General features: G+C 35.0%; 26 protein-coding genes. 21 read left to right on the top strand and 5 right to left on the bottom strand.

Going from position 1 to position 26,130, the window contains the following annotated elements:
- The first annotated feature begins 2 nt into the window (after positions 1–2).
- The 4 genes from AC52CF_RS21315 (at position 3) to AC52CF_RS21300 (ending at position 5,569) form a co-directional block, all read left to right on the top strand.
- Complete coding sequence (locus tag AC52CF_RS21315) at positions 3–2,162, top strand: patatin-like phospholipase family protein (RefSeq protein ID WP_290263923.1); 2,160 nt, start codon at positions 3–5, stop codon at positions 2,160–2,162.
- 7 nt (positions 2,163–2,169) lie between these two features.
- A complete protein-coding gene (ybeY, locus tag AC52CF_RS21310; protein ID WP_076391051.1) occupies positions 2,170–2,577 on the top strand; it encodes an rRNA maturation RNase YbeY in 408 nt (135 codons plus the stop codon).
- 196 nt (positions 2,578–2,773) lie between these two features.
- Positions 2,774–4,636 carry a tRNA uridine-5-carboxymethylaminomethyl(34) synthesis enzyme MnmG gene (gene mnmG / locus AC52CF_RS21305; RefSeq protein ID WP_214587791.1) on the top strand — a complete coding sequence of 621 codons (1,863 nt, stop codon included), beginning with the start codon at positions 2,774–2,776 and terminating at the stop codon, positions 4,634–4,636.
- A gap of 111 nt (positions 4,637–4,747) precedes the next feature.
- Positions 4,748–5,569, top strand: coding sequence for a class I SAM-dependent methyltransferase (locus tag AC52CF_RS21300; protein WP_214587792.1), 822 nt, complete (start codon positions 4,748–4,750; stop codon positions 5,567–5,569).
- Positions 5,570–6,347: 778 nt separating this feature from the next.
- Here AC52CF_RS21300 and AC52CF_RS21295 read toward each other — a convergent pair.
- On the bottom strand, positions 6,348–7,538 hold the full coding sequence (locus AC52CF_RS21295) for a phosphoglycerate kinase (protein WP_496517655.1): 1,191 nt from the start codon (positions 7,536–7,538) through the stop codon (positions 6,348–6,350).
- Positions 7,539–8,174: 636 nt separating this feature from the next.
- On the opposite strand from AC52CF_RS21295, the gene rpiB reads away from it, so the two are divergent.
- The 11 genes from rpiB (at position 8,175) to tsaB (ending at position 16,951) form a co-directional block, all read left to right on the top strand.
- Complete coding sequence (gene rpiB / locus AC52CF_RS21290; protein ID WP_108409318.1) at positions 8,175–8,609, top strand: ribose 5-phosphate isomerase B; 435 nt, start codon at positions 8,175–8,177, stop codon at positions 8,607–8,609.
- Positions 8,610–8,943: 334 nt separating this feature from the next.
- Entirely contained in the window at positions 8,944–11,097 is a 2,154-nt protein-coding gene (rnr, locus tag AC52CF_RS21285) for a ribonuclease R (RefSeq protein WP_496517654.1), read from the top strand.
- Positions 11,097–11,615 (top strand): hypothetical protein, encoded by a 519-nt coding sequence (locus AC52CF_RS21280; protein ID WP_496517653.1) that lies wholly within the window; start codon positions 11,097–11,099, stop codon positions 11,613–11,615. Before rnr ends, AC52CF_RS21280 begins: the two co-directional genes overlap by 1 nt.
- Positions 11,616–11,759: 144 nt before the next feature.
- Positions 11,760–12,449 (top strand): LysE family translocator, encoded by a 690-nt coding sequence (locus AC52CF_RS21275; protein ID WP_076391058.1) that lies wholly within the window; start codon positions 11,760–11,762, stop codon positions 12,447–12,449.
- Positions 12,442–13,371 (top strand): S66 peptidase family protein, encoded by a 930-nt coding sequence (locus tag AC52CF_RS21270; protein WP_496517652.1) that lies wholly within the window; start codon positions 12,442–12,444, stop codon positions 13,369–13,371. The genes AC52CF_RS21275 and AC52CF_RS21270 overlap by 8 nt, the downstream gene beginning before the upstream one ends.
- Positions 13,372–13,398: 27 nt before the next feature.
- Entirely contained in the window at positions 13,399–13,800 is a 402-nt protein-coding gene (locus AC52CF_RS21265; protein ID WP_214587797.1) for a hypothetical protein, read from the top strand.
- Entirely contained in the window at positions 13,800–14,171 is a 372-nt protein-coding gene (locus AC52CF_RS21260; RefSeq protein WP_214587798.1) for a YraN family protein, read from the top strand. Before AC52CF_RS21265 ends, AC52CF_RS21260 begins: the two co-directional genes overlap by 1 nt.
- 2 nt (positions 14,172–14,173) lie before the next feature.
- Positions 14,174–15,004: a hypothetical protein gene (locus tag AC52CF_RS21255; protein ID WP_214587799.1), complete on the top strand. Its 831-nt coding sequence runs from the start codon at positions 14,174–14,176 to the stop codon at positions 15,002–15,004.
- Between the two features lie 9 nt (positions 15,005–15,013).
- Positions 15,014–15,766, top strand: coding sequence for an SDR family NAD(P)-dependent oxidoreductase (locus tag AC52CF_RS21250; RefSeq protein ID WP_214587800.1), 753 nt, complete (start codon positions 15,014–15,016; stop codon positions 15,764–15,766).
- Between the two features lie 16 nt (positions 15,767–15,782).
- Entirely contained in the window at positions 15,783–16,214 is a 432-nt protein-coding gene (locus AC52CF_RS21245) for a nuclear transport factor 2 family protein (RefSeq protein WP_290263949.1), read from the top strand.
- Positions 16,215–16,267: 53 nt separating this feature from the next.
- Entirely contained in the window at positions 16,268–16,951 is a 684-nt protein-coding gene (tsaB, locus tag AC52CF_RS21240) for a tRNA (adenosine(37)-N6)-threonylcarbamoyltransferase complex dimerization subunit type 1 TsaB (protein WP_214587802.1), read from the top strand.
- A 17-nt stretch (positions 16,952–16,968) separates the two neighbouring features.
- Here tsaB and porW read toward each other — a convergent pair whose 3' ends face one another.
- The 4 genes from porW to AC52CF_RS21220 all read right to left on the bottom strand — a co-directional run bounded on the left by porW (position 16,969) and on the right by AC52CF_RS21220 (position 21,466).
- On the bottom strand, positions 16,969–19,554 hold the full coding sequence (porW, locus tag AC52CF_RS21235) for a type IX secretion system periplasmic lipoprotein PorW/SprE (RefSeq protein WP_375181276.1): 2,586 nt from the start codon (positions 19,552–19,554) through the stop codon (positions 16,969–16,971).
- Between the two features lie 71 nt (positions 19,555–19,625).
- Complete coding sequence (locus tag AC52CF_RS21230) at positions 19,626–20,195, bottom strand: Maf family protein (RefSeq protein WP_235132208.1); 570 nt, start codon at positions 20,193–20,195, stop codon at positions 19,626–19,628.
- A gap of 10 nt (positions 20,196–20,205) precedes the next feature.
- Positions 20,206–20,727 (bottom strand): KdsC family phosphatase, encoded by a 522-nt coding sequence (locus tag AC52CF_RS21225; protein ID WP_214587805.1) that lies wholly within the window; start codon positions 20,725–20,727, stop codon positions 20,206–20,208.
- A complete protein-coding gene (locus AC52CF_RS21220) occupies positions 20,717–21,466 on the bottom strand; it encodes a Rossmann-like and DUF2520 domain-containing protein (RefSeq protein ID WP_214587806.1) in 750 nt (249 codons plus the stop codon). The genes AC52CF_RS21225 and AC52CF_RS21220 overlap by 11 nt, the downstream gene beginning before the upstream one ends.
- A gap of 315 nt (positions 21,467–21,781) precedes the next feature.
- Between AC52CF_RS21220 and AC52CF_RS21215 the strand changes: the two genes are divergently transcribed.
- From AC52CF_RS21215 to AC52CF_RS21190, 6 genes are all read left to right on the top strand, one after another.
- Entirely contained in the window at positions 21,782–22,333 is a 552-nt protein-coding gene (locus AC52CF_RS21215) for an RNA polymerase sigma factor (protein WP_214587807.1), read from the top strand.
- An 18-nt stretch (positions 22,334–22,351) separates the two neighbouring features.
- Entirely contained in the window at positions 22,352–22,978 is a 627-nt protein-coding gene (locus tag AC52CF_RS21210) for a hypothetical protein (RefSeq protein WP_250902068.1), read from the top strand.
- 6 nt (positions 22,979–22,984) lie between these two features.
- Positions 22,985–23,503, top strand: a complete 519-nt coding sequence (locus AC52CF_RS21205; protein WP_214587808.1) for a hypothetical protein — start codon at positions 22,985–22,987, stop codon at positions 23,501–23,503.
- A gap of 96 nt (positions 23,504–23,599) precedes the next feature.
- Positions 23,600–23,752 (top strand): hypothetical protein, encoded by a 153-nt coding sequence (locus AC52CF_RS21200; RefSeq protein ID WP_214587809.1) that lies wholly within the window; start codon positions 23,600–23,602, stop codon positions 23,750–23,752.
- 22 nt (positions 23,753–23,774) lie between these two features.
- Positions 23,775–24,794, top strand: a complete 1,020-nt coding sequence (locus AC52CF_RS21195) for a hypothetical protein (RefSeq protein ID WP_214587810.1) — start codon at positions 23,775–23,777, stop codon at positions 24,792–24,794.
- A gap of 167 nt (positions 24,795–24,961) precedes the next feature.
- Complete coding sequence (locus tag AC52CF_RS21190) at positions 24,962–25,984, top strand: hypothetical protein (protein WP_214587811.1); 1,023 nt, start codon at positions 24,962–24,964, stop codon at positions 25,982–25,984.
- The last annotated feature ends 146 nt before the right edge of the window (positions 25,985–26,130 follow it).

Genomic DNA, 26,130 nt, shown 5'->3' with positions numbered 1-26,130 from the left:
CTATGAGAAAGCTCCTGATGATTTTATTTGCCTTTCAATTGATTATGATTCATTCTCAAGTAAAGAAAGATCTCGTAATCCCGAAAAATCCTAAGATAGGACTTTCTCTCGCAGGTGGCGGAGCTAAAGGATTTTCTCATGTTGGTGTTCTTAAAATACTGGATTCTCTCGGGGTAAAAGTAGATTACATCGCAGGAACAAGTATGGGAGCCATTGTCGGCGGACTGTACGCTTCAGGATATTCCGGAAAAGAGATAGAAAAGATTGTAATGGACACCGATTTCTATTCTTTAATCACTGATCCCAAAGCAAAACGACAGGAAACAACTTTCTTTAATAAATCTGTTGACAAATATCTTTTGTCTATTCCTCTTAAAAACGGAAAAATTACACTGCCCTCTTCCATCAGTTCCGGACAGAAAAATGTCTATCTGCTGAAGGAACTTTTCAAAAATGTTTCCAACATCGATGATTTCTCAAAACTCCCGATTCCTTTTATGTGTGTCGCCACCAATCTGGAAAGCGGCAATATGCAGATTTTTGAAAAAGGAGATCTGGTACAGTCGATTATGGCAAGTTCTGCATTTCCATCACTCATGGATCCTGTAAAAATTAACGACAGTATTTATATTGATGGAGCGATGACGGTGAACTACCCTTCCAAACCTTTAAAAGATAAAGGAATTGATATCGTTATCGGGGTAGATCTCAATCAGGATCTTTCCAAACGTGAAGATCTGAACAGCATTATCGCCATCTTAAATCAGGTCATTGATTTCGGAATTAAAAAAGATACCAAAAGACAATATCAATATACCGATATCAACATTAAACCTAATTTAACAGGCATGACAGCCACAAGCTACGATGATAAGAAAAAAATTCTCGACAGCGGCTACGTAGAAGGCTTAAAATACGTCGATATTCTCGATCAGCTACCCAAGAGACCTTTCGACAGAATAAGACAGCAAATGAGCCCTATTTACTCCAATGTCTACAAAATCGACAGTCTCGAAATTGAAGGAAGCAGAATTTACGGTAAAAATTATGTTTTAGGGAAAATGGGACTGCGGCTCCCTTCTCTCCAAACCTACGGAAGCATCAATAAACAGATTGATAAATTGGTCGCCACCAACAATTACAAATTCATCAATTACGATATAATTTCCGGAAACAATTCAAATTACCTTAAGCTCTACGTTACCGAAGACGATGCAAGACATTTTCTAAAATTCGGATTGCATTACGACGAAATTTTCAAAACCGGACTTCTTTTAAACTATTCAGCAAAACGACTTTTATCTCGAAATTCAAATCTTTCGCTGGACATTGTTGTGGGAGATAAACCCCGATATTATTTAAACTATTTTATTGATAACGGATATATTCCGGGCTTCGGAATTTATTCTTCGGGAATGAGCTTTAATTTGAAAGATGTCAATAACAATGAAGTCGACAAATGGATATGGCTGAGAAATGAAGCTTATATTCAGTCGATCTGGAAAGATAAATTTGCCATTGGCGGCGGAATCAGTCACGATTATTTCGAAGCGGAATTCAACGGAGACAATAAAAGATACAGCAGATTTCTCAATCCGTACGTATTTCTGAAAAGCGATACCCAAAACGACAGAGACTTCCCTACCCGCGGAATTTATATTAACGCAGAAGGAAAAGTAATCGATCTACTAAAATCGGAAGTAGAAAAAAGACTCGTTCAGGTAAAAGCAGATATCAGGATTAATCTTCCGATTTCAAAACAGTTTGCATACAGACTCAATCTTTACGGAGGAATTACCATCGGCGAAAACCTTCCCGACTTTTACAAATACAGACTGGGCGGAATCTTTGAACAGAATATCGTAAACTACAGAAGCTTCTCAGGATTTTATTTTGCTCAGCTGAACAGCAATAATGTGGTTTTAATTTCAAACGACCTTCAGTTTAAATTCAATAAAAACTATTTCCTGAGCGGAAATTTCTCTTTTGCCAACCTTTCCAATGATATAACTTTTGAGGATGCGGTAAAACTAAATTTCAGCTCAGTAGGATTAACGGCTGGATACAAATCTCCTTTCGGGCAGATCAAAATCAACTTCAGCCATTCACTTAAAAACAATCAAAAAGGCATATTCAGTGTTATTTTAGGACACTGGTTTTAATTACGAAATGATACAATTTTTTTACGAAAACTTACCCGAATCGGTAAACACAGAATACAAAAAATGGCTGGAAGACCTTATTCTTTCAGAAGAAAAAAAGTTGGGCGAGATCAATTATATTTTCTGTGACGACGAATATTTACTCAAGGTAAACCAGGATTATTTACAGCACGACTACTATACTGATATCATTACATTTGACTATGTAAAAGGGAAGACCATAAGCGGCGAGATTTTTGTATCTTTGCAGCGCATTTCAGACAACGCTTCTACCCTATCCAGAAATTACGAAGAAGAATTACGGAGAGTTTTGGCTCACGGCATTCTGCACCTTTGCGGATATAAAGATAAAACAGAAGAAGAAGAACTGCAGATGCGAGGAAAAGAAGATCATTATTTAGCAAAATACCATTAAGTTTTTTTAGGAGCTTAATCCCGCTCTCCGCACTCGCTATTTTCTTTTTTCAAAAGAAAATGAGCTCAGACAAATGCTGCGATCGGGGCTAAATAAAGCGCAACAGAACAGATTTAAGACAATAAAATTTACAAATGTTTCACGTGAAACATTTGTAAAAAAGAGTAAAAATTAAGGCTTAAAACAAGCAAAAAAAATGATTTCAGAAATATATGATGTAATCGTAGTCGGTGCCGGTCACGCAGGATGTGAAGCCGCCGCTGCAGCAGCAAATTTAGGTTCAAAAACGTTGCTTATTACAATGAATATGCAGACCATCGGACAGATGAGCTGCAACCCTGCAATGGGTGGAATTGCAAAAGGACAGATCGTAAGAGAGATCGATGCGATGGGAGGATATTCCGGAATTGTAGCAGATAAATCTGCGATCCAGTTCAAGATGCTGAATCTTTCCAAAGGTCCTGCCATGTGGTCACCAAGAACACAAAACGACAGAATGCTTTTCGCAGAAGAATGGCGTTTGGCTTTAGAAAATACACCCAATCTTGATTTCTTTCAGGACATGGTAAAGCAGCTTATTATCGAAAATAATAAAGTTGCCGGAGTGGTTACGTCATTAGGAATAGAGATAAAAGGACGTTCTGTAGTTCTTACCAACGGAACTTTCCTTAATGGTTTGATCCACGTTGGAGATAAACAATTAGGAGGCGGAAGAATGGGCGAACCAAGAGCTTTTGGAATTACAGAACAACTCGTTTCTTTAGGCTTTGAAGCAGGAAGAATGAAGACCGGTACCCCACCCCGCGTAGACGGAAGAAGTCTTGATTATTCTAAAATGGAAGAACAGAAAGGAGATGAAAATCCTCAAAAATTCAGCTATTTAGATACCCCTAAATTAACCAAACAATTAAGCTGTCACATCGTTTATACCAACGAAACCGTACATGATATTTTACGTGAAGGTTTCGACAGAAGCCCAATGTTCAATGGTACGATTCAGAGTTTAGGACCAAGATATTGTCCGAGTATTGAAGATAAGATCAACCGTTTTGCAGAGAGAAACAGACATCAGTTGTTTGTAGAACCTGAAGGTTGGAAAACAGTAGAGATCTATGTAAACGGCTTCAGTTCTTCCCTTCCTGAAGATGTGCAGATCAAAGCAATGAAACATATTCCGGGATTCGAAAACGTAAAGGTATTCCGTCCGGGCTATGCCATTGAATATGACTACTTCCCTCCTACCCAATTGAAGCATACTTTGGAGACAAAATTAATTGATAACTTGTACTTCGCGGGACAGATCAACGGGACAACGGGATACGAAGAAGCAGCCGGACAAGGTCTTATTGCCGGAATTAACGCTCACAACAAAGTAAAAGAACAGGATGAATTTATCCTTAATCGAGACGAAGCTTACATCGGAGTTTTAATTGATGATCTTATCACAAAAGGAACAGAAGAACCGTACAGGATGTTTACCTCAAGAGCAGAATACAGACTTCTTTTAAGACAGGATAACGCAGACATTAGATTAACGCAAAAAGCTTTTGATTTAGGTTTAGCCAAAGAAGAACGCTTAAAAAGAGTGAATGAGAAAGTCGCTCAGAGCGAAGAACTTGAAAGCTTTCTTCGGGAAACCTCTTTAAAGCCGGGAGTAATTAATCCTATTCTGGAAACGATCGAAAGCAGTCCTGTTGATCAGGCTTACAGAGCAGCGCAGATTCTTACAAGACCGAATATGACGTTAGAAAAACTGGATCAGATCGACTTTATCAACGAAGTTTCTTCTAAATTTGATGACGAAGTAAGAGAACAGGCAGAAGTGAATATTAAGTACAGAGGCTATATTGAGAAAGAAAAAGAAAATGTTGCCAAACTAAACCGTCTGGAAAACATAAAAATTCCGGAAGATTTCGATTATACAAAAATCTCAAGTCTTTCTGCAGAAGCAAAGCAGAAGATGACGAATGTAAAACCAAAAACAATTGCACAGGCTGGAAGAATCAGCGGAGTTTCGCCTGCAGATATTAACGTTTTGTTGGTCTATTTAGGACGCTAAAACGAAAATGTTTCACGTGAAACATTCATAAAAATACAATCAAAATTAAGGTATTTATGAGCTTATACAAAGGTCTGAATATCTTAATTTTTAATTTTAAAGAAAAATCAAATGAAAATAAAAGATCATTTTCTATCGCAGGAAATTTTTGAAATTATTGAAACAGATACCAAAGGAGTTTTCAAGACCTCCCCTATTCCATCCAATATTTCAAAATATTATGAAAGTGAAGATTATATTTCCCATCATCAGGATTCCGGAAGTCTCAAAGAAAAACTGTATAAATTTTTACAGTCCTTTAATTTGCAGTACAAAAAAAATATACTTTTAGACCGAATCAGCAAAGGATCAAAAGTATTGGATTATGGTTGCGGAGCCGGAGAATTTGTAAAGTTTATAGAAAATGATTTCGAAACTTTCGGTTTTGAACCGGATGCAGATGCAAGAAAAGCAGCGCAGAATAAAATTTCAAAAGCTGCTATTTTAGATAATATTCATTCCATTGAAGATAAAAGTCTGGACGCAATTACTTTATGGCATGTTTTTGAACATATCGAAAATCAGGACGAGATGCTCGAAATTTTCAACCGTAAATTAAAAGACAAAGGGCTATTAATTATTGCCGTTCCCAATCCTACTTCTTACGATGCGAAACATTATAAAGAATATTGGGCGGCTTATGATGTTCCGAGACACATCTATCATTTTTCAAAAAAAGGCATGGAAAATCTGATTGCCAAAAAACCAAACTGGAAAATGAGAAAAATCAAACCGTTGATTTTAGATTCTTATTACATCTCTATGCTAAGCGAAAAATATAAAAAATCAACCCTGTTTTGGCTAAAAGCAACGATCTTCGGAACGATTTCTAACGTAAAAGCCCTTTTTTCGAACGAATTTTCAAGTTTGATATACATTATCGAAAAAAAGTAGAAAATCGAAATTTAAGCCATTTCTGAAGGTCATTTTTTCAGAATTTGAGCCATGAAAATCAAAATCCCGGGAAATTGTCCGGGATTTTATTTTTTATCGACTCCCCTACCCGAGTCAAATTTTCAGAATATATTTTTCACAAAACTAAATTTTTTGAAAAATCACTCCAGAATTCTAAAATCTGTTAGTAAAAAGTTAGTAACTCAAGATTTGACTCTATTTTTTTCTACCCCAACACATTTCGCATAAAGCAAATTTGAATTTTATGTAAAATAAGAAAAATCAAAAATATTTTAAAAATTTCAATTTTTAGCTATTTGAGAATATTGAAAATTTTGATCAATACAATCCATCATTATATTTTTTGAATTTTTTACTAATTTTGAAAATAACGCACATTCGAGTACTAAGTAAAAATGAATCAGTAAAAATTTTGGTCAGTTCTAGAAATTTCAATTTACTGGTAATTTTCAAAATTTGACAAATTATTCTTTGATAAATCAAAAATGAAAATTTTTAATTTGTTCTTCGTATTCTAAACTGAAATTTGAAAATAAAAAATTCTTTTTCATAATAATTAAAAAAACTTTGAGTTCTTCGCTGAGTGAAACGCCTTTGCGAACTTAAAAACAGCTGGTATATAAAAAATCTTTGCGATACTTTGCGTTAAAAAGTAGTAAAATTAATAACACATGATCAAATAAAAAAATTTCAAGTTGAGCAAAAATAAAAAGTCCGCCGAAAAATCAGCGGACTTAAAATATATAAATTAATTTTCTTAATTGTTAATGGCAGCAACACCCGGAAGTTCCAAACCTTCCAGACTTTCCAACATCGCTCCTCCACCGGTAGAAACATAACTTACTTTTTCTCCGTAACCGAATTGCTTCACAAACGCAACACTGTCTCCTCCTCCAACTAAAGAGAAAGCTCCCAATTTTGTAGCTTCGGCAATACTGTCTCCCAACGCAACAGTTCCTGCCGCAAAATTCGACATTTCGAAAACTCCGATCGGTCCGTTCCAAAGAATCGTTCTGGAATTTAACAATACGTCATTGAACTGATCTCTAGATTTCGGACCTGCATCCAGTCCCATCCAACCTTCAGGAATTTCATAAATATCTACTTCTTTTCTGTCGGCATCATTACTGAAACTTTCAGCAATTATTGTATCAGACGGAAGATAAACTTTCACTTTATGTTCCTTCGCTTTTTCTAAAATCTCCAGTGCTAAAGGTAACTTATCTTCTTCCACTAATGAAGTTCCGATCTTTCCGCCTAAAGCCTTAATGAAAGTAAACGCCATTCCTCCTCCGATGATTAAATTATCAACTGCCGGTAAAATATTTTCTATAATGGTAATTTTAGTTGAAACTTTAGAACCACCAAGAATAGCTGTAACAGGTCTTTCACCACTTTTTAATACTTTATCAATCGCATGAAGCTCTTTAGCCATCAATAAACCGAAAAATTTAGTTGATGGGAAAAATTTAGCAATAACCGCTGTTGAAGCGTGCGCTCTGTGAGCTGTCCCGAATGCATCATTTACATACGCATCTGCTAATTTAGAAAGCTGTTCTGCAAAAGCTTCATCACCTTTTTCCTCTTCGTTATGAAAACGCAGATTTTCCAACAAAAGAATTTCTCCCGGCTTAAGCTCAGAAGCAGCCTTTTCAGCCTTTTCTCCAACACATTCATCCACAAACTTAACTTCCTGTCCTAAAACCTCAGAAACCTTGTCTACGATATGTTTCAGCGAAAACTCGTCTTTAACCTCTCCTTTTGGTCTCCCTAAGTGAGCCATTAAAATTACAGAACCACCATCTTTAAGGATTTTATCTACGGTTGGTTTTACCGCAACAATTCTCGTATTGTCTGTTACTTTAAGCTGGTCGTCCTGCGGAACATTGAAATCTACTCTTACAAGCGCCTTCTTTTCATTGAAATTGAAATCATTGATTGTTTTCATATGTACATTTTATATTTTTTCAGGTAAAGTGAACCGACTTTGAGAATCCATTGGCTTCATTTTTTCTGGCAGGTCGGGTTCATTCATTTCTTTCAAATTTTGTTTCACAAATGTAAGATTTTAAAATTTTCAGAACGATTCAAGCTTTGAAAAGTTTTCAAAAAGTTTCCCGCAGACTCATCATTCATCAATCAACATAATTTCTTTTCTCTTAAAAAAAGAAAATGATACTGTTGTTGAGTATTGTTAGTTTAGGGGATAAATTTTAATGAAATACTTTACCACATTTAATTTTAAGCCAATTCACAACTTATATACATTGTAATTAGCTGATATAATAGTATTTCACATCGTTATTAACAAATGTGGGTAACTTTATAAAAATATTATTATTAATAAATATTTTATGGAAAATCCTGAGAATTCTCCCCAATAACTTTGTGAAAAAAAATGTCGGATATATTCAGGTGAAATTCCATTACAAAATTTTTCAATGTTACGAAACTTTAGTTTTAGAACTTTTTTCAACAGTTACCCACAAGCGTTTTCACAATTAACTCCCAAAAATTTAAGACTTATCCACATTATACTTAACTTTGTGTGGAATAAATCTATTAAAGGCTTAATACAAGTATTATGAAAAGAAAAATAGCAATTGCTGCAGACCACGCAGGCTATGAATACAAGGAGATTGTTAAGAACTATCTTTCAGAACGATTTGAAATTCAGGATTTTGGTACGTTTTCCACAGACAGTGTGGATTATCCGGACTTTGTACACCCTGCTGCTACATCTGTTGAAAACGGAGAAAATGAACTGGGAATTTTGTTGTGCGGAAGCGGGAACGGTGTTCAGATCACTGCCAACAAACATCAGAAGATTCGCTGCGCACTTTGCTGGATGCCGGAGATTGCTTCCTTGGCAAGACAGCATAATGATGCCAATATGATTTCGATCCCTGCAAGATTCATATCAAAGGAAGTTGCTATCGAAATTGCTGAAAAATTCCTTTCTACAGACTTTGAAGGAGGCAGACATCAGAACAGAGTTGATAAAATTGCATTCTGCTAAAAGTATAAAGGCTTGTAAATCAAATTGCAAGCCTTATTTATTTTTTATTTTGTATATTTGCAACGTCCAGTAGAAATTACAATCTATTATTTCCATACAAGCCTGTAGAAAATTTAAAAACACATTATTAAAAGGTTTTTCTCCACTCTTCTCCATATTTGTATTAAATTTATACAAAACTAAAACTTCCGTTGTAGAATAAATGGAAGGAAAATTGATGGGTTTTTACCAGTAAACTAAACTTTAAGATTTAAAAATTTCACAATTATTCGGTATTTTTAAATCATTCTGATTGAAATGATCGGAATTAAAAATTAACTAATTACAAATTAAAATGGCAAAAAAAAGAAAATATATAAGTCAGAAAAATGAACATAAACTGAAGGAAATCGGAAAACTGATCCTTAGATTTATGAATGAAAATTCCACGAAAGTCTACAACTATAAGCAGATTGCAGACGGAATAGATTATAAGAATCCGAGACAGAGAGAACTTGTGATTCAGGCATTGCACAGATTGCAGGCTGCCGAAAGAATAAAAGAAGCCGAAAAAGGAAAATATGTTCTTAACCTTAATATTAAAGGAACATTAACAGGAATTATCGATTTCAACCAGTCCGGTAATGCTTATGTAAATGTGGAAGGTCTTGAAGATGATATTTTTATACACTCAAAGAATGTAAAAGATGCTTTGCAGGGCGATAAAGTATTAATTGTAACCTACACTTACAAAGGCAAAAAACTGGAAGGCTCTGTTCTTGAAGTTCTGGAAAGAACGAGAACAGAATTTGTGGGAACTTTGCAAATCGTTCCTCATAAAGATTTTGGTTTTGTGGTTTGTGATAAAAAGACCATTAATACTGATATTTTTGTTCCAAAACCTAAATTCGGAGGTGCGGAAGACGGCAATAAAGTAATCGTAAAAATGACGGAATGGAGACCGGGAGATAAAAATCCGGAGGGAGAAATTATTCAGGTTTTAGGAGCTCCAGGAGAACATGAAACGGAGATCCACTCTATTCTTGCGGAATATGGACTGCCGTACGAATTCCCTGAAGAAGTGGAAAGAGATGCAGATAAAATCGACAGAAACATCAATGAAGAAGAAGTTGCAAAAAGATGGGATATGCGTGGAATTACAACCTTCACCATCGACCCGAAAGATGCAAAAGACTTTGATGATGCATTATCCATCAGAAAATTAGACAACGGAAACTGGGAAATCGGAGTTCACATTGCGGATGTTTCGCATTATGTGGTTCCGGGAACAATTCTGGATGATGAAGCTTACCAGAGAGCCACTTCCGTATATTTGGTAGACCGCGTTGTACCGATGCTTCCGGAAGTTTTAAGTAATGATGTCTGTTCGCTTCGTCCGCACGAGGATAAATTTACTTTTTCAGCCGTTTTTGAGCTGAATGACAAAGCTGAAATCAAAAAACAATGGTTCGGAAGAACGGTAATTCATTCAGACAGACGATTTACGTACGAAGAAGCACAGGAAAGAATTGAAGGAAAAGACGGCGATTTTAAAGAAGAAATCCTCGTTTTGGATCAATTGGCGAAAATTATGCGTCAGAAAAGAATCAAAGACGGAGCAATTACTTTCGACAGAAGTGAAGTACGGTTCAATCTGGATGAAAACAACGAGCCTGTTGGAGTTTACTTTAAAATAAGCAAAGATTCCAATCATTTAATTGAAGAATTTATGCTGTTGGCGAATAAAAAAGTATCGGAATTTGTTTCTCTGAACAAAAGAGGAGAAATTTCGCAGAATACTTTTATTTACAGGGTTCACGACGATCCGGATCCGGCAAAACTGGAATCTCTGAGAGATTTTGTGTCGACTTTCGGATATAAAATGGACTTGGCGAATACCAAAAAAGTAGCGGAATCTTTAAACAAATTACTGCACGATGTAAAAGGTAAAGGCGAAGAAAATATGATCGAAACTCTGGCAATGCGAAGCATGAGCAAGGCGGTTTATTCTACAGAACCTATCGGTCACTACGGATTGGGATTCGATTATTACAGCCACTTCACCTCTCCTATCCGTCGTTATCCGGATTTAATTGCGCATCGATTACTGCAGCATTATCTTGATGGCGGAAAATCTCCGAACAAGGCAGATCTTGAAGAAAAAGCAAAACACTGCAGTTATATGGAAAGACTGGCGGCAGATGCGGAAAGAGATTCTATAAAATTCATGCAGGTGAAATTTATGGAGAAACATTTGGGAGAAACTTTCAACGGGGTTATTTCGGGTGTTGCGGAATTCGGTTTCTGGGTAGAAATTCCTGAAAACGGTGCGGAAGGATTAATCAAATTAAGAGATTTAACGGACGATTCTTACTCTTATGATGCAAAAACCCACGCCGTGTACGGAAACAGACATGGTAAAAAATATCAGTTGGGAGATCAGGTTCAGATCAAAGTGGTAAAAGCAAATCTGATTCAAAAACAATTGGATTTCAAGATTGTGGATTGATGACTAAAATTGATAAATATATCGTTTTTAGTATTCTTAATGCTATTTTGGTATTTACTGTAATATTTAAAACGGTATTTAATTTTTATTGGTTTGCAGGAATTATTGTTATTCTGGTTATTATAAGTAATATTTTGATCAGTAAAAATATTATAAGAATAGGAGTTTTAGGTAAAAATTATTTCTTTGGAGTTACATTTCCAATGATCATAAATGCCTTTTTTCTGATTAATTATATAACCGGAATGAATCCTCAGAAAGAAACATATTGCTTTAAGAATATGATCGCTGAAGTTGGAGGAAGAGGCAGTCATCAAAAAGGAAAGACAACTTATATTTATTTAAGTGACAATGCTTATGAATACTCTTACATGACAAGAAGTTTCTTTATTGATTATAAAAGGATGTTATTTAAAAACCAAATTACTTATACTTTTGAAAGGGGTATTTTTGGTTTAAAGATCAGAACAGATTATGAATTCAAATACAATGAAAATTGTTTAAATGATCCGTATTAAAAATATAAGATAAATTATTTTAAGCCACTATTAACAGTGGCTTTTGTTTTTAATAACATCAAATCATTTTCATATTTGCTTTTTACAACATAAAAACTAACTTTGTATAAATAGATGAAATTATTTCATTGAAAACACCACTGAATGTTTGAACTTATATTATCTGCCATCGTTTTAGGATTCATGCTGAGTCTGGTTTTTATAGGACCGATTTTTTTCCTTTTAATTGAAACCAGCTTTTCGAGAGGTCCGAAACATGCTTTAGCACTGGATTTAGGCGTTATTTCTGCAGATCTTCTGTGCATTTTGGCTGCGTATTATGCGAGTGCAGATATTGTAACGCTCATCGATAAACATCCCGGATTTTACAGGATTACCGCCATTCTGATCTTTGTCTACGGAATTGTGATGATGGTTACCAAAACCAAGATGCATATTCCCGGAGAAGAAAAATTCATCAATCAGAACTATTTTAAAACATTCGTGAACGGTTTTTTCTTTAATCTTCTGAATGTCGGAGTCATCCTTTTCTGGCTTGTCACCGTTATTTCGGTAAGAAATCAGTATCCGGACACCAGTAATTTCATTTTATACATCGGAATCGTCATCGGAACGTATCTCTTTATCGATCTGGTAAAAATATTCCTTGCGAAGCAGTTTCACGACAGACTTACCCAAAAATTAGCCAACAGAATCAGAAGAATTGTTGGCGGAATTCTCATCATATTCAGTTTCTTTATCTTCTTGCAGAGCTTTAAAAAATTCAATCAGTTCGATAAAAGACTGGAAGAAGCAGAGAAAACCGAAGTAAAATACAAAAAGACAAATGAATAAAACAATCTTTCCAAAATCTCTGAAAAAGGGCGATAAAATAGCCATTATTTCTCCTGCAGGATCCGTTGAATCTTCCCAGCTTGAAAAGGGAATCGAAATGATTAAAAATAAAGGTTTCGAACCCGTTTTGGGAGAACATCTTTACACGAAATATGCAAACGGATACAATTACGCAGGAACGGAGCAGGAAAGATTAAAAGACATGAACTGGGCGCTCAATGACAGCGAAATTTCCGCAGTCTGGGCTTCAAGAGGCGGTTACGGTTGTCAGCATCTCATTCAGCATCTTAATCTTAAAAACTTTGCCAAAAATCCGAAATGGTACATTGGCTATTCAGACAATACGGTGATCCAGAGTTATCTGCTGAAAAAAGGTTTTGCATCGATTCACGGACAGACTGTAAAAACATCGAGCTTTGGCGTTACCGAAGAAAGCTACGATCTTATTTTCGATGTTTTAAAAGGAAAAACTCTTACATATACCCTCTCCTCTCATCAGTTTAATAAAAAAGGAAACGTTGAAGGACAGTTGGTCGGTGGAAATTTAGCCTTGATTTATGCGCTTTTAGGAACGAAATATTCCTTTGATTTTAAAGATAAAATTCTTTTCATTGAAGATATCGGCGAAAATTTTTATGCTCTCGACAGAATGATTATGAGCCTTGAATTAGCCGGAGTTTTTAATAAAATTTCTGGTTTGATTATCGGTGGAATGACCAATATGGGCGATGAAAAAGAAAATAAACAATACGAAGAAAGCTTTGATGAATTTGCCTACAAGTTAATTACCGACAGAATTTCAAAGTATGAGTTCCCAACAGTTTTCGGTTTCCCGAATGGACATATCAAAGACAACAGACCGTTGATTATTGGTGGAAATGTGAGATTGGAGGTTAAGAATAAGGCTAAGATTGAGTTTTAAAACGGACAAAATGAAGAGAGCATCTAAATGAATATTTTGGATAAAAATATAATTAAAGGCATTCTCTTTATATTATTTCTGATAACTTTGAGTGTATATTTTATCTTTTTTAAAAGAAATTTGAAGTTAGAGTATACAGAGAAATGTCCTTGTAAAAACCAACACTATACTTTATATCAATATAGAGACACAGGGAAATTATTTGATGATAGTAAATTTGATTTTACACATTATAAAACCTTTAAATTAGAGAATAATTTAGGTTTTACAATTGATAAATTAATTCATATTGATGCAAATAAATTGGATGATACAATTTCGTTATATTCAAATCTCGAACAGTCTAGCCTTTCTACAACACAATTTTACTGGGATTGCAAAAATAAAGAGGTTTGGATTTCAAGAAAACAGAAATTATCTTTTAAGTAATGGCAGATCACAACGATTTTGGTAAAAAAGCAGAAGAATTGGCCGCTGAATATTTACAGAAAAACGGCTACAAAATTCTGGTAAGAAACTTTCGGTATCAGAAAGCAGAACTGGATTTGGTTGCCGAAAAAGATAGTTTAATTGTGGTCGTTGAAGTAAAGGCGCGTTCAACCGATGTGTTTAATCTTCCACAGGAAGCCGTAAACAAACGAAAGATTAAGTTGATTGTTTCGGCTGCCAATTATTTCATGGAAGAATACAATAAAAATCAGGAAGTGCGATTTGATATCATTTCCGTTCTTCCCGACGAAAATAAAAATCTGATGATCGAACATATCACTGATGCTTTTGAAGCATTTGACGCCAACTGAGTATGCAGAATATACATTGGGAAACAATATACAACGCTGTAGGATACGTTTTAAAGAATTATCCTTTAAAAATTGTTCTTTTCTGCTTCCTTTTCCTTGTTTTAGGTTTGCTGATAAGTTCATTTCTGGTCATCATCCTAAAAAAATACAAAGCTTTATCGCGCAGCCAGAAATACTACAACTGGTTTGTTAAACTTTATATTCCTGCCATTTTTATTGTCAACATCGTTTTTTCTTTAAAAATTGGATTATTTTGTGGAGTGTATTCTGCATTAAAGAAAGACAGTTATTCCATTTCCGAGCAGGTCTATAATTCCAGTACATACTATATCTTTAAAGACAACAGGTTTAAAAAAGTTTTTATTGAAGACCTCAGAAAAGTTGTTAAAGATCTCAGTCAGAAAAATAACAACACAAAGATTAAAGTCATTGATATCGCGAAAGCATACCACATTAAAAATGATATGATAGATCTTCCAAAAAACTGGATGGCTTCCATGTTTGTGAATCGGTATGGAGATAAAATCTATTCATTCATTATATATGGAATTTTGGATTCCGTTCCCAATGGAGGTATTACGAATGAGCTTTCTTATGGAGAGTTTAATACGATATCAGAAAAACTTGTGGTACTTAACCCTGAAAATATTGAAAAATCCATCGTTCAGAAAATTCAGAATCTCTTCTTAATGATTTTAAAATCGCAGTTTAAGACCATTTTAAAAGGAATTTTATTGATCTGGGTGCTTTTAATGTGTATTCCATGGTTTGAATTTTGGATCTATACACTTCTGATGAAAAGATTAAAAGACCATAATACAATTCAAAAATAAAAAGTAAAAATGAAAACAATATTAATTACCGGAGCAACATCCGGAATCGGAAAATCTACCGCCGAACTTCTGGCAAAACAGGAAAACAGAATAATTATCTGCGGAAGAAGGTCGGAAGTTCTGGAAAATGTAAAAAAAGAACTTTCACAATATACCGAAATATTTAGTTTAAAATTCGATGTCAGAAATCTGGAAGAAGTGGAAACAGCGATCAGTTCTCTTCCTTCGGAATGGAAAAATATCGATGTTTTAGTTAACAATGCCGGAAATGCTCATGGATTAGATCCTTTGTTTGCCGGAAAAACAGATGATTGGGATTCTATGATCGACGGAAATGTGAAAGGACTTCTGTATGTTTCTAAAATGATTATTCCCGGAATGAAAGAACGAAATTCAGGACATATCGTCAACATCAGTTCCGTTGCTGCGAGACAGACTTATGCAAATGGTGTAGTTTATTGTGCTACAAAGAAAGCAGTAGATGTTATTTCCGAAGGAATGCGTATCGAACTTACGGAATTCGGAATTAAAGTAACAAATATTCAGCCGGGAGCGGTAGAAACAGACTTTTCAATGGTAAGATTTAAAGGAGACAGCGAAAGAGCAGCAACGGTTTACGCCGGTTATGAACCTCTGAAAGCTGAAGATATTGCAGATTCAATCGCTTACTGCGTCAATGCTCCGAAACACGTCTGTATTTCGGATATGACGATCTACCCTTCTGCTCAGGCAGAACCAAGAACCATCCACAGAAAGCTTTAATCTGAGTTTTTTCAAAATGAAACTTTTACCCTTCTTACTCTGTTTCTATTGTATTTTCGGATATGCCCAGAAATATTCTAAAGACGAAAAACAACTGCTTTTTCAGACAAGAAAACTTGATTCTCTGATACAGAATAACGATTCCAAAGTTTTAGATTTGTTCAAAGATAATGTTTCTTTCGGGCATTCCAATGGATGGATTCAGAACTATTCGGATTTTAAAAGAGATTTCAGTTCGAAAAAAGTCATTTATGATAAGATTGAACAGATTGAAATTTCAGAGCTTAAAAAAGATAAAAATATCTGCTCACTGAGAAGAAAAATAAAAGTTTCAGGAACCTACAAAAGCCAGAAATTCGAAATGATTCTTGCATTGCTGGAAATCTGGAAAAAAGAGAAATCGGTATGGAAACTCTGGAGCAGGCAAAGTGTGGAAATAAAGCCATAAATTTGCACTGAAACAATCAATTTGGATTTTGTTGTTGATTTTAAATTTGAAAAATGAAAATTCTATATCTCGAAACCTCGTCAAAAAACTGTTCTGTTGCCATTTCCGATAATGAAAAACTGTTGTGTGTAACGGAAGAAGTTTCTGAAAACTACAAACAGTCCGAAAGTCTGCATACTTTTGTAGAATGGGCTTTGGAAGGAGCCGGAATTTCCATGAAGGAGATTGAAGCGGTTTGTCTTGGGAAAGGACCCGGTTCTTATACCGGATTGAGAATTGGTGCGGCTTCTGCAAAAGGCTTTTGCTACGGACTGAAAATTCCATTGATTGCAGTAAATTCTATGGAAAGTATCATAGAGCCTTTTTTAGATCAAAACTACGATTTGATAATACCTTTAGTTGATGCAAGACGAATGGAGGTTTATACGGCCGTTTATGACGGGAAAACAGGCAAAGAAATTTTTGCAACAGAGGCTAAGATTTTAGATGAAACATCTTTTGAAGAATTCAAAGATAAAAAAATACTGTTTGCAGGAGACGGAGCCAAGAAAGCAAAAGAGATTTTACAGCTTCCAAATGCCGTATTTGATGAAAATTCCTATCCTTCTGCAAAATATTTAGTAAAAAAAGCACTTGCAAAAATAGAGCAGAAAGAATTTGAGGACATTGCTTATTTTGAGCCTTTCTATCTCAAAGATTTTCATGGAGTAAAGAAAAAAAATAAAAGCGAAGAGTAGTTCTTCGCTTTTTATTTTTACTGTGGTTTTGCCGGTACTGTATTGGCGGGCATATTATTCGGTTTTTTTGGAGGACCGTTTCCATTATTGTTCATTTGCTGGCTCTGGGAATTATTTCCCTGCATTTTCTGAGTTTTGCCAATCTCATTATTCTGCTGCATCGGTTGCTGAGGAATATTGCTTCCAGAATTCCCCGGATTTTGAGGGATCGAATTTCCTCTGTTGTCAGTAGCCTGAAAGCTAAGATCACTTTTCAGATAATTAAGCATTTCTTTGGCTTTCTCGCCTTCCGGAGTTTTACCGTAATTCAGGGCAATCTGTTCCAGTTGGAGAATCATTACCTCTTTCCCACTCGATTTTCCTGAGTTAAATGCATTCAGCAAATATAATTTCGGAACTAAAGCATCTTTCGGATTTTGCTGTATCGTACGGTCAATAAGATCTTTACTTTCCCCGAACTTTTCAGATTCATATAAGGCAAATGCCTGTTTATACTGGTTTTCTACATCTGCAGAAGATTTTACGAAAGAATTGCTCTTAGGATTTCTTGCAAATTCAGCGTATGATGTATAAGGATAATCCTTTAAAAGAATTTGTTTTGCTCTTTCCGAAGCTTGTGGATTTTTTTCATAATTCATGGCAAAAATCTCGTATAAAGCCTGCAGCATTACTTTTTCTTCAGGTTTTACATCCACCAGATCATACAGGGTTTTTGTAGCTAAAGGGGTATTGGTAAAATAATTCTGATACATGATTCCCAAACCTAGAGAAGCGGTATCTCTGTCCTTTTTCAGCTGATCCAGTTTTGCAACATCCGTCGGAATCTGCTCTATGTAAAAAGCCGGTTCAAAACGTCTCGGATTTGGTGCTGCAGTAGTTCCCAAAGCATCATTCTTTAAATCTTCAATAGTAGCCATTTTCTTGGAAAAACGCCAGTTATCTACCAAAGCTCTGTCGCCCCAGGTCTGTTTAAAGGTCTGTGTTCCTTTAGAAACGATTCCTGTATTACTGAAATAAAATCCTTTGGTTGCCACTCCGAAATCTTCAAAAGAATTTGAGCTGTTGGCAAATATGGAAGTTGCATTATAATCTCCCGTATCAAATCCTTTGCTTCTTTCTGCACGTTTTCTTTCCAGTTCTTCTCTTTCTTCTTTTGCCTTGATTTTAGCAATGTATTTATTGAAAAAATCTGTTTTCTGATCGGTAGACATTTTTGCCAGATTAAGAATACTGTCGTTCTTTTTGATCAGATAATAGTTTTTTGAAATCTTTTTGATGTAGGTTGACTGATCCGTAAGAAGAACCTTGGAAGGTTCATACGTCATTACCGCCAATGCAGAATCATAATAGGCTCCGGCTCCGATGTAGTCGTTTTTATCCAGATATCCCTTTCCGATTTCATAGTATGTAAGACCTCGGATCTGGCCGTCGGAAACTTTTTCTTTCAGAGATTTTCTGAAAAATTCCTGAGCCTCCTCTTTTTTTCCGGCTTTATTGGCCATAAGTCCCAAAGCATAATAAAATTCATTCTTTCGCGATCCGTAAGTTCCTTTTTTACTGATATCTTCAAGGTATTTTATTGCTCCGCTGTAATCTCCGTTTCCGTTGAAGGTTTTGGCAATTTCGATCTGCGATTTTACCTCAAATTCAAAATCATTGGCGTATTTGTAAGCAGCCATGAAGCTTTCTCTGGCTTTCTCATTCTGATTAAGACCTTCCAGAACCTGACCTCTCAGATAAGCAATTCTGCTCTTCAGTTTTCTGTTGCTGTTCAGTTCAAAAGCATTATCCAGCTCTTTTACTGCTTCTTCTTTTTTTCCGGCATCCAAAAGAGATTCAGCGTAATAAATACTTAATAATTTTTCGTATTGCTTGGAAATTTTATCCCCTTTTAATTTGGCAAAAGTCTCATGAGCTTTATGGTAATTTTTGATCTGATCATAGGCTAAACCCTGATAAATTCTGGCTAAAGGAAGCCTTTTATCATCCTTCATGTGCGTAAAAACATAATTAAGCGCATCAAGTGCTTCAAGAGATTTTCCCCTGTAAATTCTCGCCTGTGCAAGGATCATATACGCATCAAAAATCTGTTTGTTCTGCTCTTCTCCATGTCGCAGCACGGAATATTTGTTGATTGCTTTTAAAGCTTTTGCTTCTGCAATTTCCAGAGTCGTTGCTCCTTTTTGTTCGGGCTGGCTCGGCTCTCCTGTAGCTGAACCCGGTCCACCCGACATTGGATTTCCGGGCATTCCTGAAGGTATTCCCGGAGTACGGCCGCCGCGGGAATCGCTGTTTTGCTGAGGACGGTTGATCTCTCCCATTTTCATAGAATTTTCCGCGAAAGCTGCAGATTGCCCCAGATCACTTCCCAAAGGCTGATCTTCATAGGTAAGAATGGGAATATAAGGCGCATAAAAATTATCTTTATGTCCTTTATCGCGGGTCTCAAATTCATTATTTAAAGCATCTTTTGCATTAAATAAAGTGTTGTAATATGTGGTAAATCCTTTCATAAACTTAGACCGCTGCTCCGGCTTTTTCACCTTAGTGGCGCATGAAGCAACGATACAGAGTATCAAAAGGAATAAAATATTCTTTTTCATTATTAAATATAACTCGCTAATCTACTTTTTATTATCAGTAGAATTGATGATTTTGTAAAAATAATAAAATTTTACGGGGAAACTTGTTCTATTTCTCTCAAAATTTTGTAAACCAAATGAGTAGGAAGTCCCATAATCGTATAGTAGCTTCCGGTTATCTTTTTGATTTTTGCCATTCCGAGCCATTCCTGAATGCCGTAGCTTCCTGCTTTATCGAAAGGTTTATAATTTCGGATATAATAGTCTGTTTCATCATCTGTGATTTCATCAAATTCCACATCGGCAACATCAGTCTTCGTGATGGTTTTATCTGAGGTTTTTATGGTAATTCCTGTGTAAACCTGATGTGTTTTTCCGGAAAGCAGTTTTAGCATTTGTCCTGCTTCTTCTTCATTCTGTGGTTTTCCCAAAAACTGATCATCAATGGCTACAACGGTATCTGCCGTCAGTAAGACTTCATCTTTTTCAAGACTTCGGAATGTATCTGCTTTCAGTTCAGATAAATAAGCCGCAGACTCCCCTACTTTAATGTGCTCAGGAACAATTTCTTCACAATCAATTTTCACGACTTCAAATTCAAATCCTAAACTTGCCAGAAGTTCTTTTCTTCTTGGAGATTGTGAGGCTAATAATAATTTCATTTACAGTAAATTAAGTAGATTGTGTATCGTCGTCATCGTGCCAGTTTCCCTGAACTTTCATCACCTGTTCAATTACATCACGTACAGCACCGCTTCCTCCTTTGATGGGCGAAATATAATCGGAAATGGCTTTTATTTCGGGTACTGCATTTTCCGGACAGGCAGAAATGGCAGAATTCTTCAGAATCTGAAGATCAGGAAGATCATCTCCCATTGTTAAAATTTCATCGTATTTAAGGTGATGTTTTTTTCTGAAATCTTCAAAATCTGCCATCTTGTTGTGAGATTTGGCATAATAATCTTCAATACCCAGATAGTTGATTCTGTGTTTTACCATTTCATCGTTCCCGCCGGTAATTACTCCGATCAGATAATTGTTTTTTAATGCCTTTACAACGGCATATCCGTCCAGAACATTCATTACCCGGCACATATTTCCGCCGGGCATAAGATATACACTTCCGTCGGTGAAAACACCATCTACATCGAATACAAACGCTTTGATATTTTTTAGTTTCTCCTTATAACTCATACATTTTCTGAATTGAGTGATTCATTGTTTTATAAATTTCCAGGCTTTCCCCATGCAGTAATTGTTCGTGAAGCTCCAGTATTCTTTTGTCATTTCTTACTGCGGGTCCTGTCTGGGCAGATCGCGGCTCAATTTCGTAAATTTTCTGTACAGTTTCATCAATCAGCGGTAAAAAATAATCAAAAGGAATTTCCTGCGAATCCGAAATTTCTTTAGCCCTTGTAAACAAATGATTTACAAAATTGCAGGCAAAAACTGCAGTAAGATGAATATACTTTCTTTTTTCATGGGTACTTTCCATGACGTTCTTTGAAATTTTGGACGCAATTTCAAAAAGTAACTTTTTATCCTGTTCGTTTTCTGTTTCGATGAAAAACGGAATTTTAGAATAATCCAGTTCTTTCAGTTTTGAGAAGGTCTGCAAAGGGTAAAAACTTGCTTTTCGGTAGTCGCCTTTCAGGCTTTCTTTAGGTAAAGATCCGGAAGTATGCACTACAAGACTATCTTTTTTAGTAACCATTTTCGAAACTTCTTCAACAGAATTGTCACTTACACTAATGATGTATAAATCTGAATCGACTAAAATTTTAGTTGAATAGGGTATTTCTAATTCTTCTGAAATTTTTTTTAACTCCTCTTCATTCCTTCCGAAAATCTGAGCCAGAGGAATGTTATTCTCAACAAATGCTTTTGCCAGATGATAGGCGACATTTCCTGAACCGATAATTACAATTTGCATAAAACAAATATAAGTTTTTACGGTGATTTGAAACACGAAACTTCATTCTTAAAAGCAGAATTAATTAATTTTAACGTTCGAGAATCGGGATTTAAAATAAATATTTTTCTGTAGTTTTTTACTATAAAGATCAATATTTTAATAATAAATGTCCTTTGATAAAGCATTTCTGCCAATATATAGTTTCTTATAGTAAGCAATACACGGTAAAGATTTCAAATAATTCATATATTTAATTATGATATTTGGACTAAAAATTGAAGGAGTAATTTAACTTTCAATTATTTTTGTAATCCAAAACAATGAAAGCATCCTATGAAGATTAAAGACACGGAGATTATTTCGTTGATGCAAGATCCGCGAACTCAGGAAAAAGGAGTTCGTGCCTTAATGGATGCTTATCAGAGTAGATTGTATTGGCACATAAGAAGAATTATTGTGGACGGAGATCTTGCTCAGGATACTTTGCAGGAAACTTTTATTAAAGCTTATCAGAATTTTCATCAGTTTAAAAATGACAGCCAGTTGTACACATGGCTGTACAGAATCGCCACCAATGAGGCGTTGCAGCAGGTGAACAAACTGAAAAAAATGCAGAAAACGGATGAAGATCCGGAGTACCATATGCAGAATCTTATTGCAGACAATACAGACGGTGATGCGGAAGAAATACAGATTTTGCTGCAGAATGCCATACAAAGCCTGCCCGAAAAGCAGAAACTGGTATTTATGATGCGGTATTATGATGATTTGCCTTACGAAGAAATATCCAAAATTGTGGATATGTCGGTAGGAACATTAAAAACAAATTATCATTATGCCAAACAGAAGATAGAAGAATATATCAAAGAGAATTACGAAAGATAATTTTTGAGAAACAACAGCATGAAAGATTTTGATCTGGAAAAATTGGAACGCAAAAATATATACAAAGTCCCTGAAAATTTGTTTGAAAATATTCAGGGTAAGGTATTGAGCGGGATCAATGATTTTGATCTTGAGCAACTGGAACGTAAGAATATTTATAACGTTCCGGAAAATATATTTGAAACCGTTCAGGATAACGTTGTGAAAAGTATTCTGCCTGCTAAAAAAGCACCGATTTTTAAACTGAACTGGGCATATGCAGCAGCGGCGTCTATTGCTTTGGTTTTTGGAGCGACATTTGTTTTCAATAACGGAGATCCCGCCGATCCGGCAAAGGAGCAGATTGCTGTAAACCTTCAGGAACCGAAAACGGAGAGCCAGATTGCTTACGAAACCTTAAAATCGGATTTAACTTCTGTTGAAAATAATAATCAGACAGATAGCAGTCAGGATAATAATAAGTCTTTAGCGAAAGAAGAAAAATCGGCTAAGACAGCAGATGAAGTGAAACCAAAATCTTCACCATCTGTTTCGAAACAAAATGAGGCTCAGATAAACGAGTATCTGGATTCTTTCTCAAATTCCGAAATATCGGAGTTGGCAAGCAATTCTACACAGGATGTTTATCTGGACTTATATAATTAAAAGAAAATGAAAAAGATATTATTTACGCTTTTTATTATCTATAGTTTTGGTCTGAATGCCCAAAGGACAGATTATGACTGGAAAAAGATGGATCCTAAGCAAAGAAAGGAGATCATCAATAATCTTTCTCCTGAGGAAAGAAAGGCACTTCTGATGAAATTCAGAAACAATATGGTGATGGAAAATCTGGATATTGATCCTAACGATAAAGATGAATTTACCGATATTTATAATGAATATCTGGAAAGCCAAAAGCAGATAAAAAGTCAGTTCAATTCAGATTTTAATCCTGAAGATCTATCCGATGAAGAAGCGAAAGCCAAGCTTCAGCAGAGTTTCGAAGTAGGGCAGAAGCTGCTTGATAACAGAAAAAAATATGCAGATAAAATGCAGAAGGTAATACCTTGCCAAAAAGTTTTGAAACTTTTTCAGTCTGAAGGAATGATGAGAGATAAAATGAATGAAAGAAAACCTTTTGGGAATAGTGGCAGCGGTAGTGCTCTAAGACCAAGACAAAACCCATAATAGTTTATTTTTTTAATGTTGGACGACCCTTGCAATTTATTTGTGAGGGTCGTTTAATTTTAAATTAAAACTATATTTTTGCGAAAATTTTTAACGATGAAGAAGATAATTCTGTTTTTGATGTTTTCGTGTTTTCTAACCGAACAGAAGACAGCACTCGATTCCAGAAAAACAGAAATAGATAAACCTGAAAATCTGTCTGCCATTTATATTGATCCGCTTACCGGAGAATATATTTTTACCGAATAATTTTAATTTAAAAAATTTAATGATGAAAAAATTTTTGCAACTTGTGACGACTTGTCTTATGATTATTTCTTTTGCCCAGAATAAAGAAATAATAAAATTGAAAGGGGATATTCCTAATAATGGAGAAGGAGATTACAACACATTAATTGTTATTGATAACAGAAAAGATAAAACCATCGGGGTTCTGCCTTTTGGAGATGGCAAAGAAATGAGAGAAGTTTCGTTTCAGAACAGTCCTGAAGACGATCTTTCCGAATGGTACCGTAAAAGTAATCTGAAGGGAGGGAAGCAGGATTTTGTATTAGTTCTTAATGATCTTAAATTATCTGTAAAAGAAACGTACGAAAGGAAAAACATCGGAACCATGAAATTTTCCCTGCAAAGTTTTGTGAAGGAAGGAGATAAATATCATTTTCTGTATAAAAAAGACACCACATTTATGTTCAGCCACAGAGATGTTGCTGATGCGATGGTAAGAAATATGCATCATCTTTTTTCTTTGTATCTTGAAAAAACACATAAATCCAAACCTTCAAAATATGATCTTACCTTGGATGATATTTCCAATTATCAAAGCTATGTAAATAATTATCCTGCATTTAAAAATGAAACCCTGAAAGAAGGAATCTATCTGGATTACAATTCGTTTTTCAGGCAGACTCCGGAAGAAGGTTACACTTTGGAGCGATGGGAAAATGGAACATTAGACAGGGCTGTAAAAACTGAAAACGGAAAGAAGATGAAAATTCCTTCCCGTAAAATGTTTATCTATGTAGAAAACGGAAAAGCGTTTAAAAATACCTATTCCGGATTTCAGGAACTGTTAAAAAATGAAAAAGGATTTTATATCGTCGCAAAACCCAGCAGTTTATTTCCGCCTCAATATGATATTAAATTAGGGATCATGTTTGGATTGGCAGGCGCAATTGCAGATGCATTACTTTTTAATCCGAATAAGCTGAGCCATAATCCTCAGGAAATTTACATTGATCCGATGACAGGTGAGTACGATTTTAATGATATTTTTGATCAATTACCATAAAAAGAATTTTGGTCATATCTAATCATTAGAAGATAAATAACTTTACAGATTCAAAACAGGTTACCAATGTCGGAAACTTGCTTTTAATATTGGACGACCCTTGCAATTTATTTGTGAGGGTTGTTTAATTTTAAATTAAAACTTTATTTTTAATGAAATTTTTAACTATGAAAAAAATAATTCTATTTTTGATGTTTTCGTGCTTTCTAACGGCACAGAAAATTCAGTATATAGAACTTAAAAATAATATCAAAGACAAAAATCATATTGCTAAATCTTTTACTCTATTAGATAAGAGAAAAGATAAAACTATTGGAATTGTATCGCACAGGAAAGATCCTTATGAAGTAAAATTTGAAAAAGATGATCTTGAAAAATTATTTACTGAGTGGTTTGCGGAAAATAATAAAGAAACAGGAAAAACGGATTATTATCTTATTCTCGAAGAACTTGCAGTAAAAGATATTCCAACCGAAAGATCACAAATGGGGCATCTGCAAATGAAAATGGTTACTTTTCTTAAAAGAAATGATAAATATTATTTTTTAAAAAAGTTTAATATTTCCAAAGACTTTATGCAGAGAGATCATGCCTATATTACTAGAGCTATTGCTGCCAGAATATCTGCTGAATTATCCAATATTATTAATGATTCTTACGATGTAAAGGCTCTAAACTATCCTATAGCCGAAAATGAACTGGAAGACTATGAAAAGAATATAACGGAAAAAATGCCGATTTATAAAGCTGATTCTCTTACGAACGGAGTTTATATGGACTTCAGATCATTTGTAGATCAGAAAAAAGATTTGGAACTTATTGTCAGAAAAAATAATGAAGGTAAAATAAAGGGGGTTAAAAGGATTGACGGGTATGATAATTTCAAAGATTATTTTGCCGTAATAGATAACGGAATCGCTTATAAAAAGACACCAACAAGCCTTATAGAAATCGAAAAGGATGAAGAAGGATATTTTATCACTGCCGCTGCGGAAGAATTATTTCCAGAACAAACCAATTACTATGCAGCAGGAGCAGCAGGAGGAGGCTTAATAACAGCTTTGGCTGTCTCAGTTATAGATCTGGCTATTTCAAGAATCAGAAAGCAGAATGCAAAATATTACAGAGTTGGAATAGACATGCTAACAGGAGAATATATTTTACCTGCAAACTTTGATAAAAATAAATAGATTGCTTATAAAAAAGAGACAATGCGTCTCTTTTTCTCTTTTTATAAATGAAAGGAATAAGAAGCGGTATTCATCAGCAAAGAGAATGCTCCGTATTTGTCGTTTTTAAGAATCCATTTTTACATCAAAAAGTAAAATTATTTTAA

This window comes from Chryseobacterium sp. 2P (assembly GCF_059579425.1).
This window is presented reverse-complemented; position numbering and strand designations above follow the sequence as displayed.

What these genes read in the sequence shown, in the direction of transcription:
- AC52CF_RS21300 (WP_214587792.1), top strand. Translation starts at nt 4,748, where the DNA reads ATGAAAATAAAAGATCATTTTCTATCGCAGGAAATTTTTGAAATTATT.
- AC52CF_RS21230 (WP_235132208.1), bottom strand. Translation starts at nt 20,195, where the DNA reads ATGAAATTATTATTAGCCTCACAATCTCCAAGAAGAAAAGAACTTCTG.
- AC52CF_RS21275 (WP_076391058.1), top strand. Translation starts at nt 11,760, where the DNA reads ATGTTTGAACTTATATTATCTGCCATCGTTTTAGGATTCATGCTGAGT.
- AC52CF_RS21295 (WP_496517655.1), bottom strand. Translation starts at nt 7,538, where the DNA reads ATGAAAACAATCAATGATTTCAATTTCAATGAAAAGAAGGCGCTTGTA.
- AC52CF_RS21250 (WP_214587800.1), top strand. Translation starts at nt 15,014, where the DNA reads ATGAAAACAATATTAATTACCGGAGCAACATCCGGAATCGGAAAATCT.
- AC52CF_RS21190 (WP_214587811.1), top strand. Translation starts at nt 24,962, where the DNA reads ATGAAAAAAATAATTCTATTTTTGATGTTTTCGTGCTTTCTAACGGCA.
- AC52CF_RS21280 (WP_496517653.1), top strand. Translation starts at nt 11,097, where the DNA reads ATGACTAAAATTGATAAATATATCGTTTTTAGTATTCTTAATGCTATT.
- AC52CF_RS21210 (WP_250902068.1), top strand. Translation starts at nt 22,352, where the DNA reads ATGAAAGATTTTGATCTGGAAAAATTGGAACGCAAAAATATATACAAA.
- AC52CF_RS21270 (WP_496517652.1), top strand. Translation starts at nt 12,442, where the DNA reads ATGAATAAAACAATCTTTCCAAAATCTCTGAAAAAGGGCGATAAAATA.
- AC52CF_RS21315 (WP_290263923.1), top strand. Translation starts at nt 3, where the DNA reads ATGAGAAAGCTCCTGATGATTTTATTTGCCTTTCAATTGATTATGATT.
- AC52CF_RS21225 (WP_214587805.1), bottom strand. Translation starts at nt 20,727, where the DNA reads ATGAGTTATAAGGAGAAACTAAAAAATATCAAAGCGTTTGTATTCGAT.
- AC52CF_RS21220 (WP_214587806.1), bottom strand. Translation starts at nt 21,466, where the DNA reads ATGCAAATTGTAATTATCGGTTCAGGAAATGTCGCCTATCATCTGGCA.
- AC52CF_RS21195 (WP_214587810.1), top strand. Translation starts at nt 23,775, where the DNA reads ATGAAAAAATTTTTGCAACTTGTGACGACTTGTCTTATGATTATTTCT.
- AC52CF_RS21255 (WP_214587799.1), top strand. Translation starts at nt 14,174, where the DNA reads ATGCAGAATATACATTGGGAAACAATATACAACGCTGTAGGATACGTT.
- AC52CF_RS21260 (WP_214587798.1), top strand. Translation starts at nt 13,800, where the DNA reads ATGGCAGATCACAACGATTTTGGTAAAAAAGCAGAAGAATTGGCCGCT.
- mnmG (WP_214587791.1), top strand. Translation starts at nt 2,774, where the DNA reads ATGATTTCAGAAATATATGATGTAATCGTAGTCGGTGCCGGTCACGCA.
- ybeY (WP_076391051.1), top strand. Translation starts at nt 2,170, where the DNA reads ATGATACAATTTTTTTACGAAAACTTACCCGAATCGGTAAACACAGAA.
- AC52CF_RS21205 (WP_214587808.1), top strand. Translation starts at nt 22,985, where the DNA reads ATGAAAAAGATATTATTTACGCTTTTTATTATCTATAGTTTTGGTCTG.
- AC52CF_RS21200 (WP_214587809.1), top strand. Translation starts at nt 23,600, where the DNA reads ATGAAGAAGATAATTCTGTTTTTGATGTTTTCGTGTTTTCTAACCGAA.
- tsaB (WP_214587802.1), top strand. Translation starts at nt 16,268, where the DNA reads ATGAAAATTCTATATCTCGAAACCTCGTCAAAAAACTGTTCTGTTGCC.
- AC52CF_RS21245 (WP_290263949.1), top strand. Translation starts at nt 15,783, where the DNA reads ATGAAACTTTTACCCTTCTTACTCTGTTTCTATTGTATTTTCGGATAT.
- rpiB (WP_108409318.1), top strand. Translation starts at nt 8,175, where the DNA reads ATGAAAAGAAAAATAGCAATTGCTGCAGACCACGCAGGCTATGAATAC.
- porW (WP_375181276.1), bottom strand. Translation starts at nt 19,554, where the DNA reads ATGAAAAAGAATATTTTATTCCTTTTGATACTCTGTATCGTTGCTTCA.
- rnr (WP_496517654.1), top strand. Translation starts at nt 8,944, where the DNA reads ATGGCAAAAAAAAGAAAATATATAAGTCAGAAAAATGAACATAAACTG.
- AC52CF_RS21215 (WP_214587807.1), top strand. Translation starts at nt 21,782, where the DNA reads ATGAAGATTAAAGACACGGAGATTATTTCGTTGATGCAAGATCCGCGA.
- AC52CF_RS21265 (WP_214587797.1), top strand. Translation starts at nt 13,399, where the DNA reads ATGAATATTTTGGATAAAAATATAATTAAAGGCATTCTCTTTATATTA.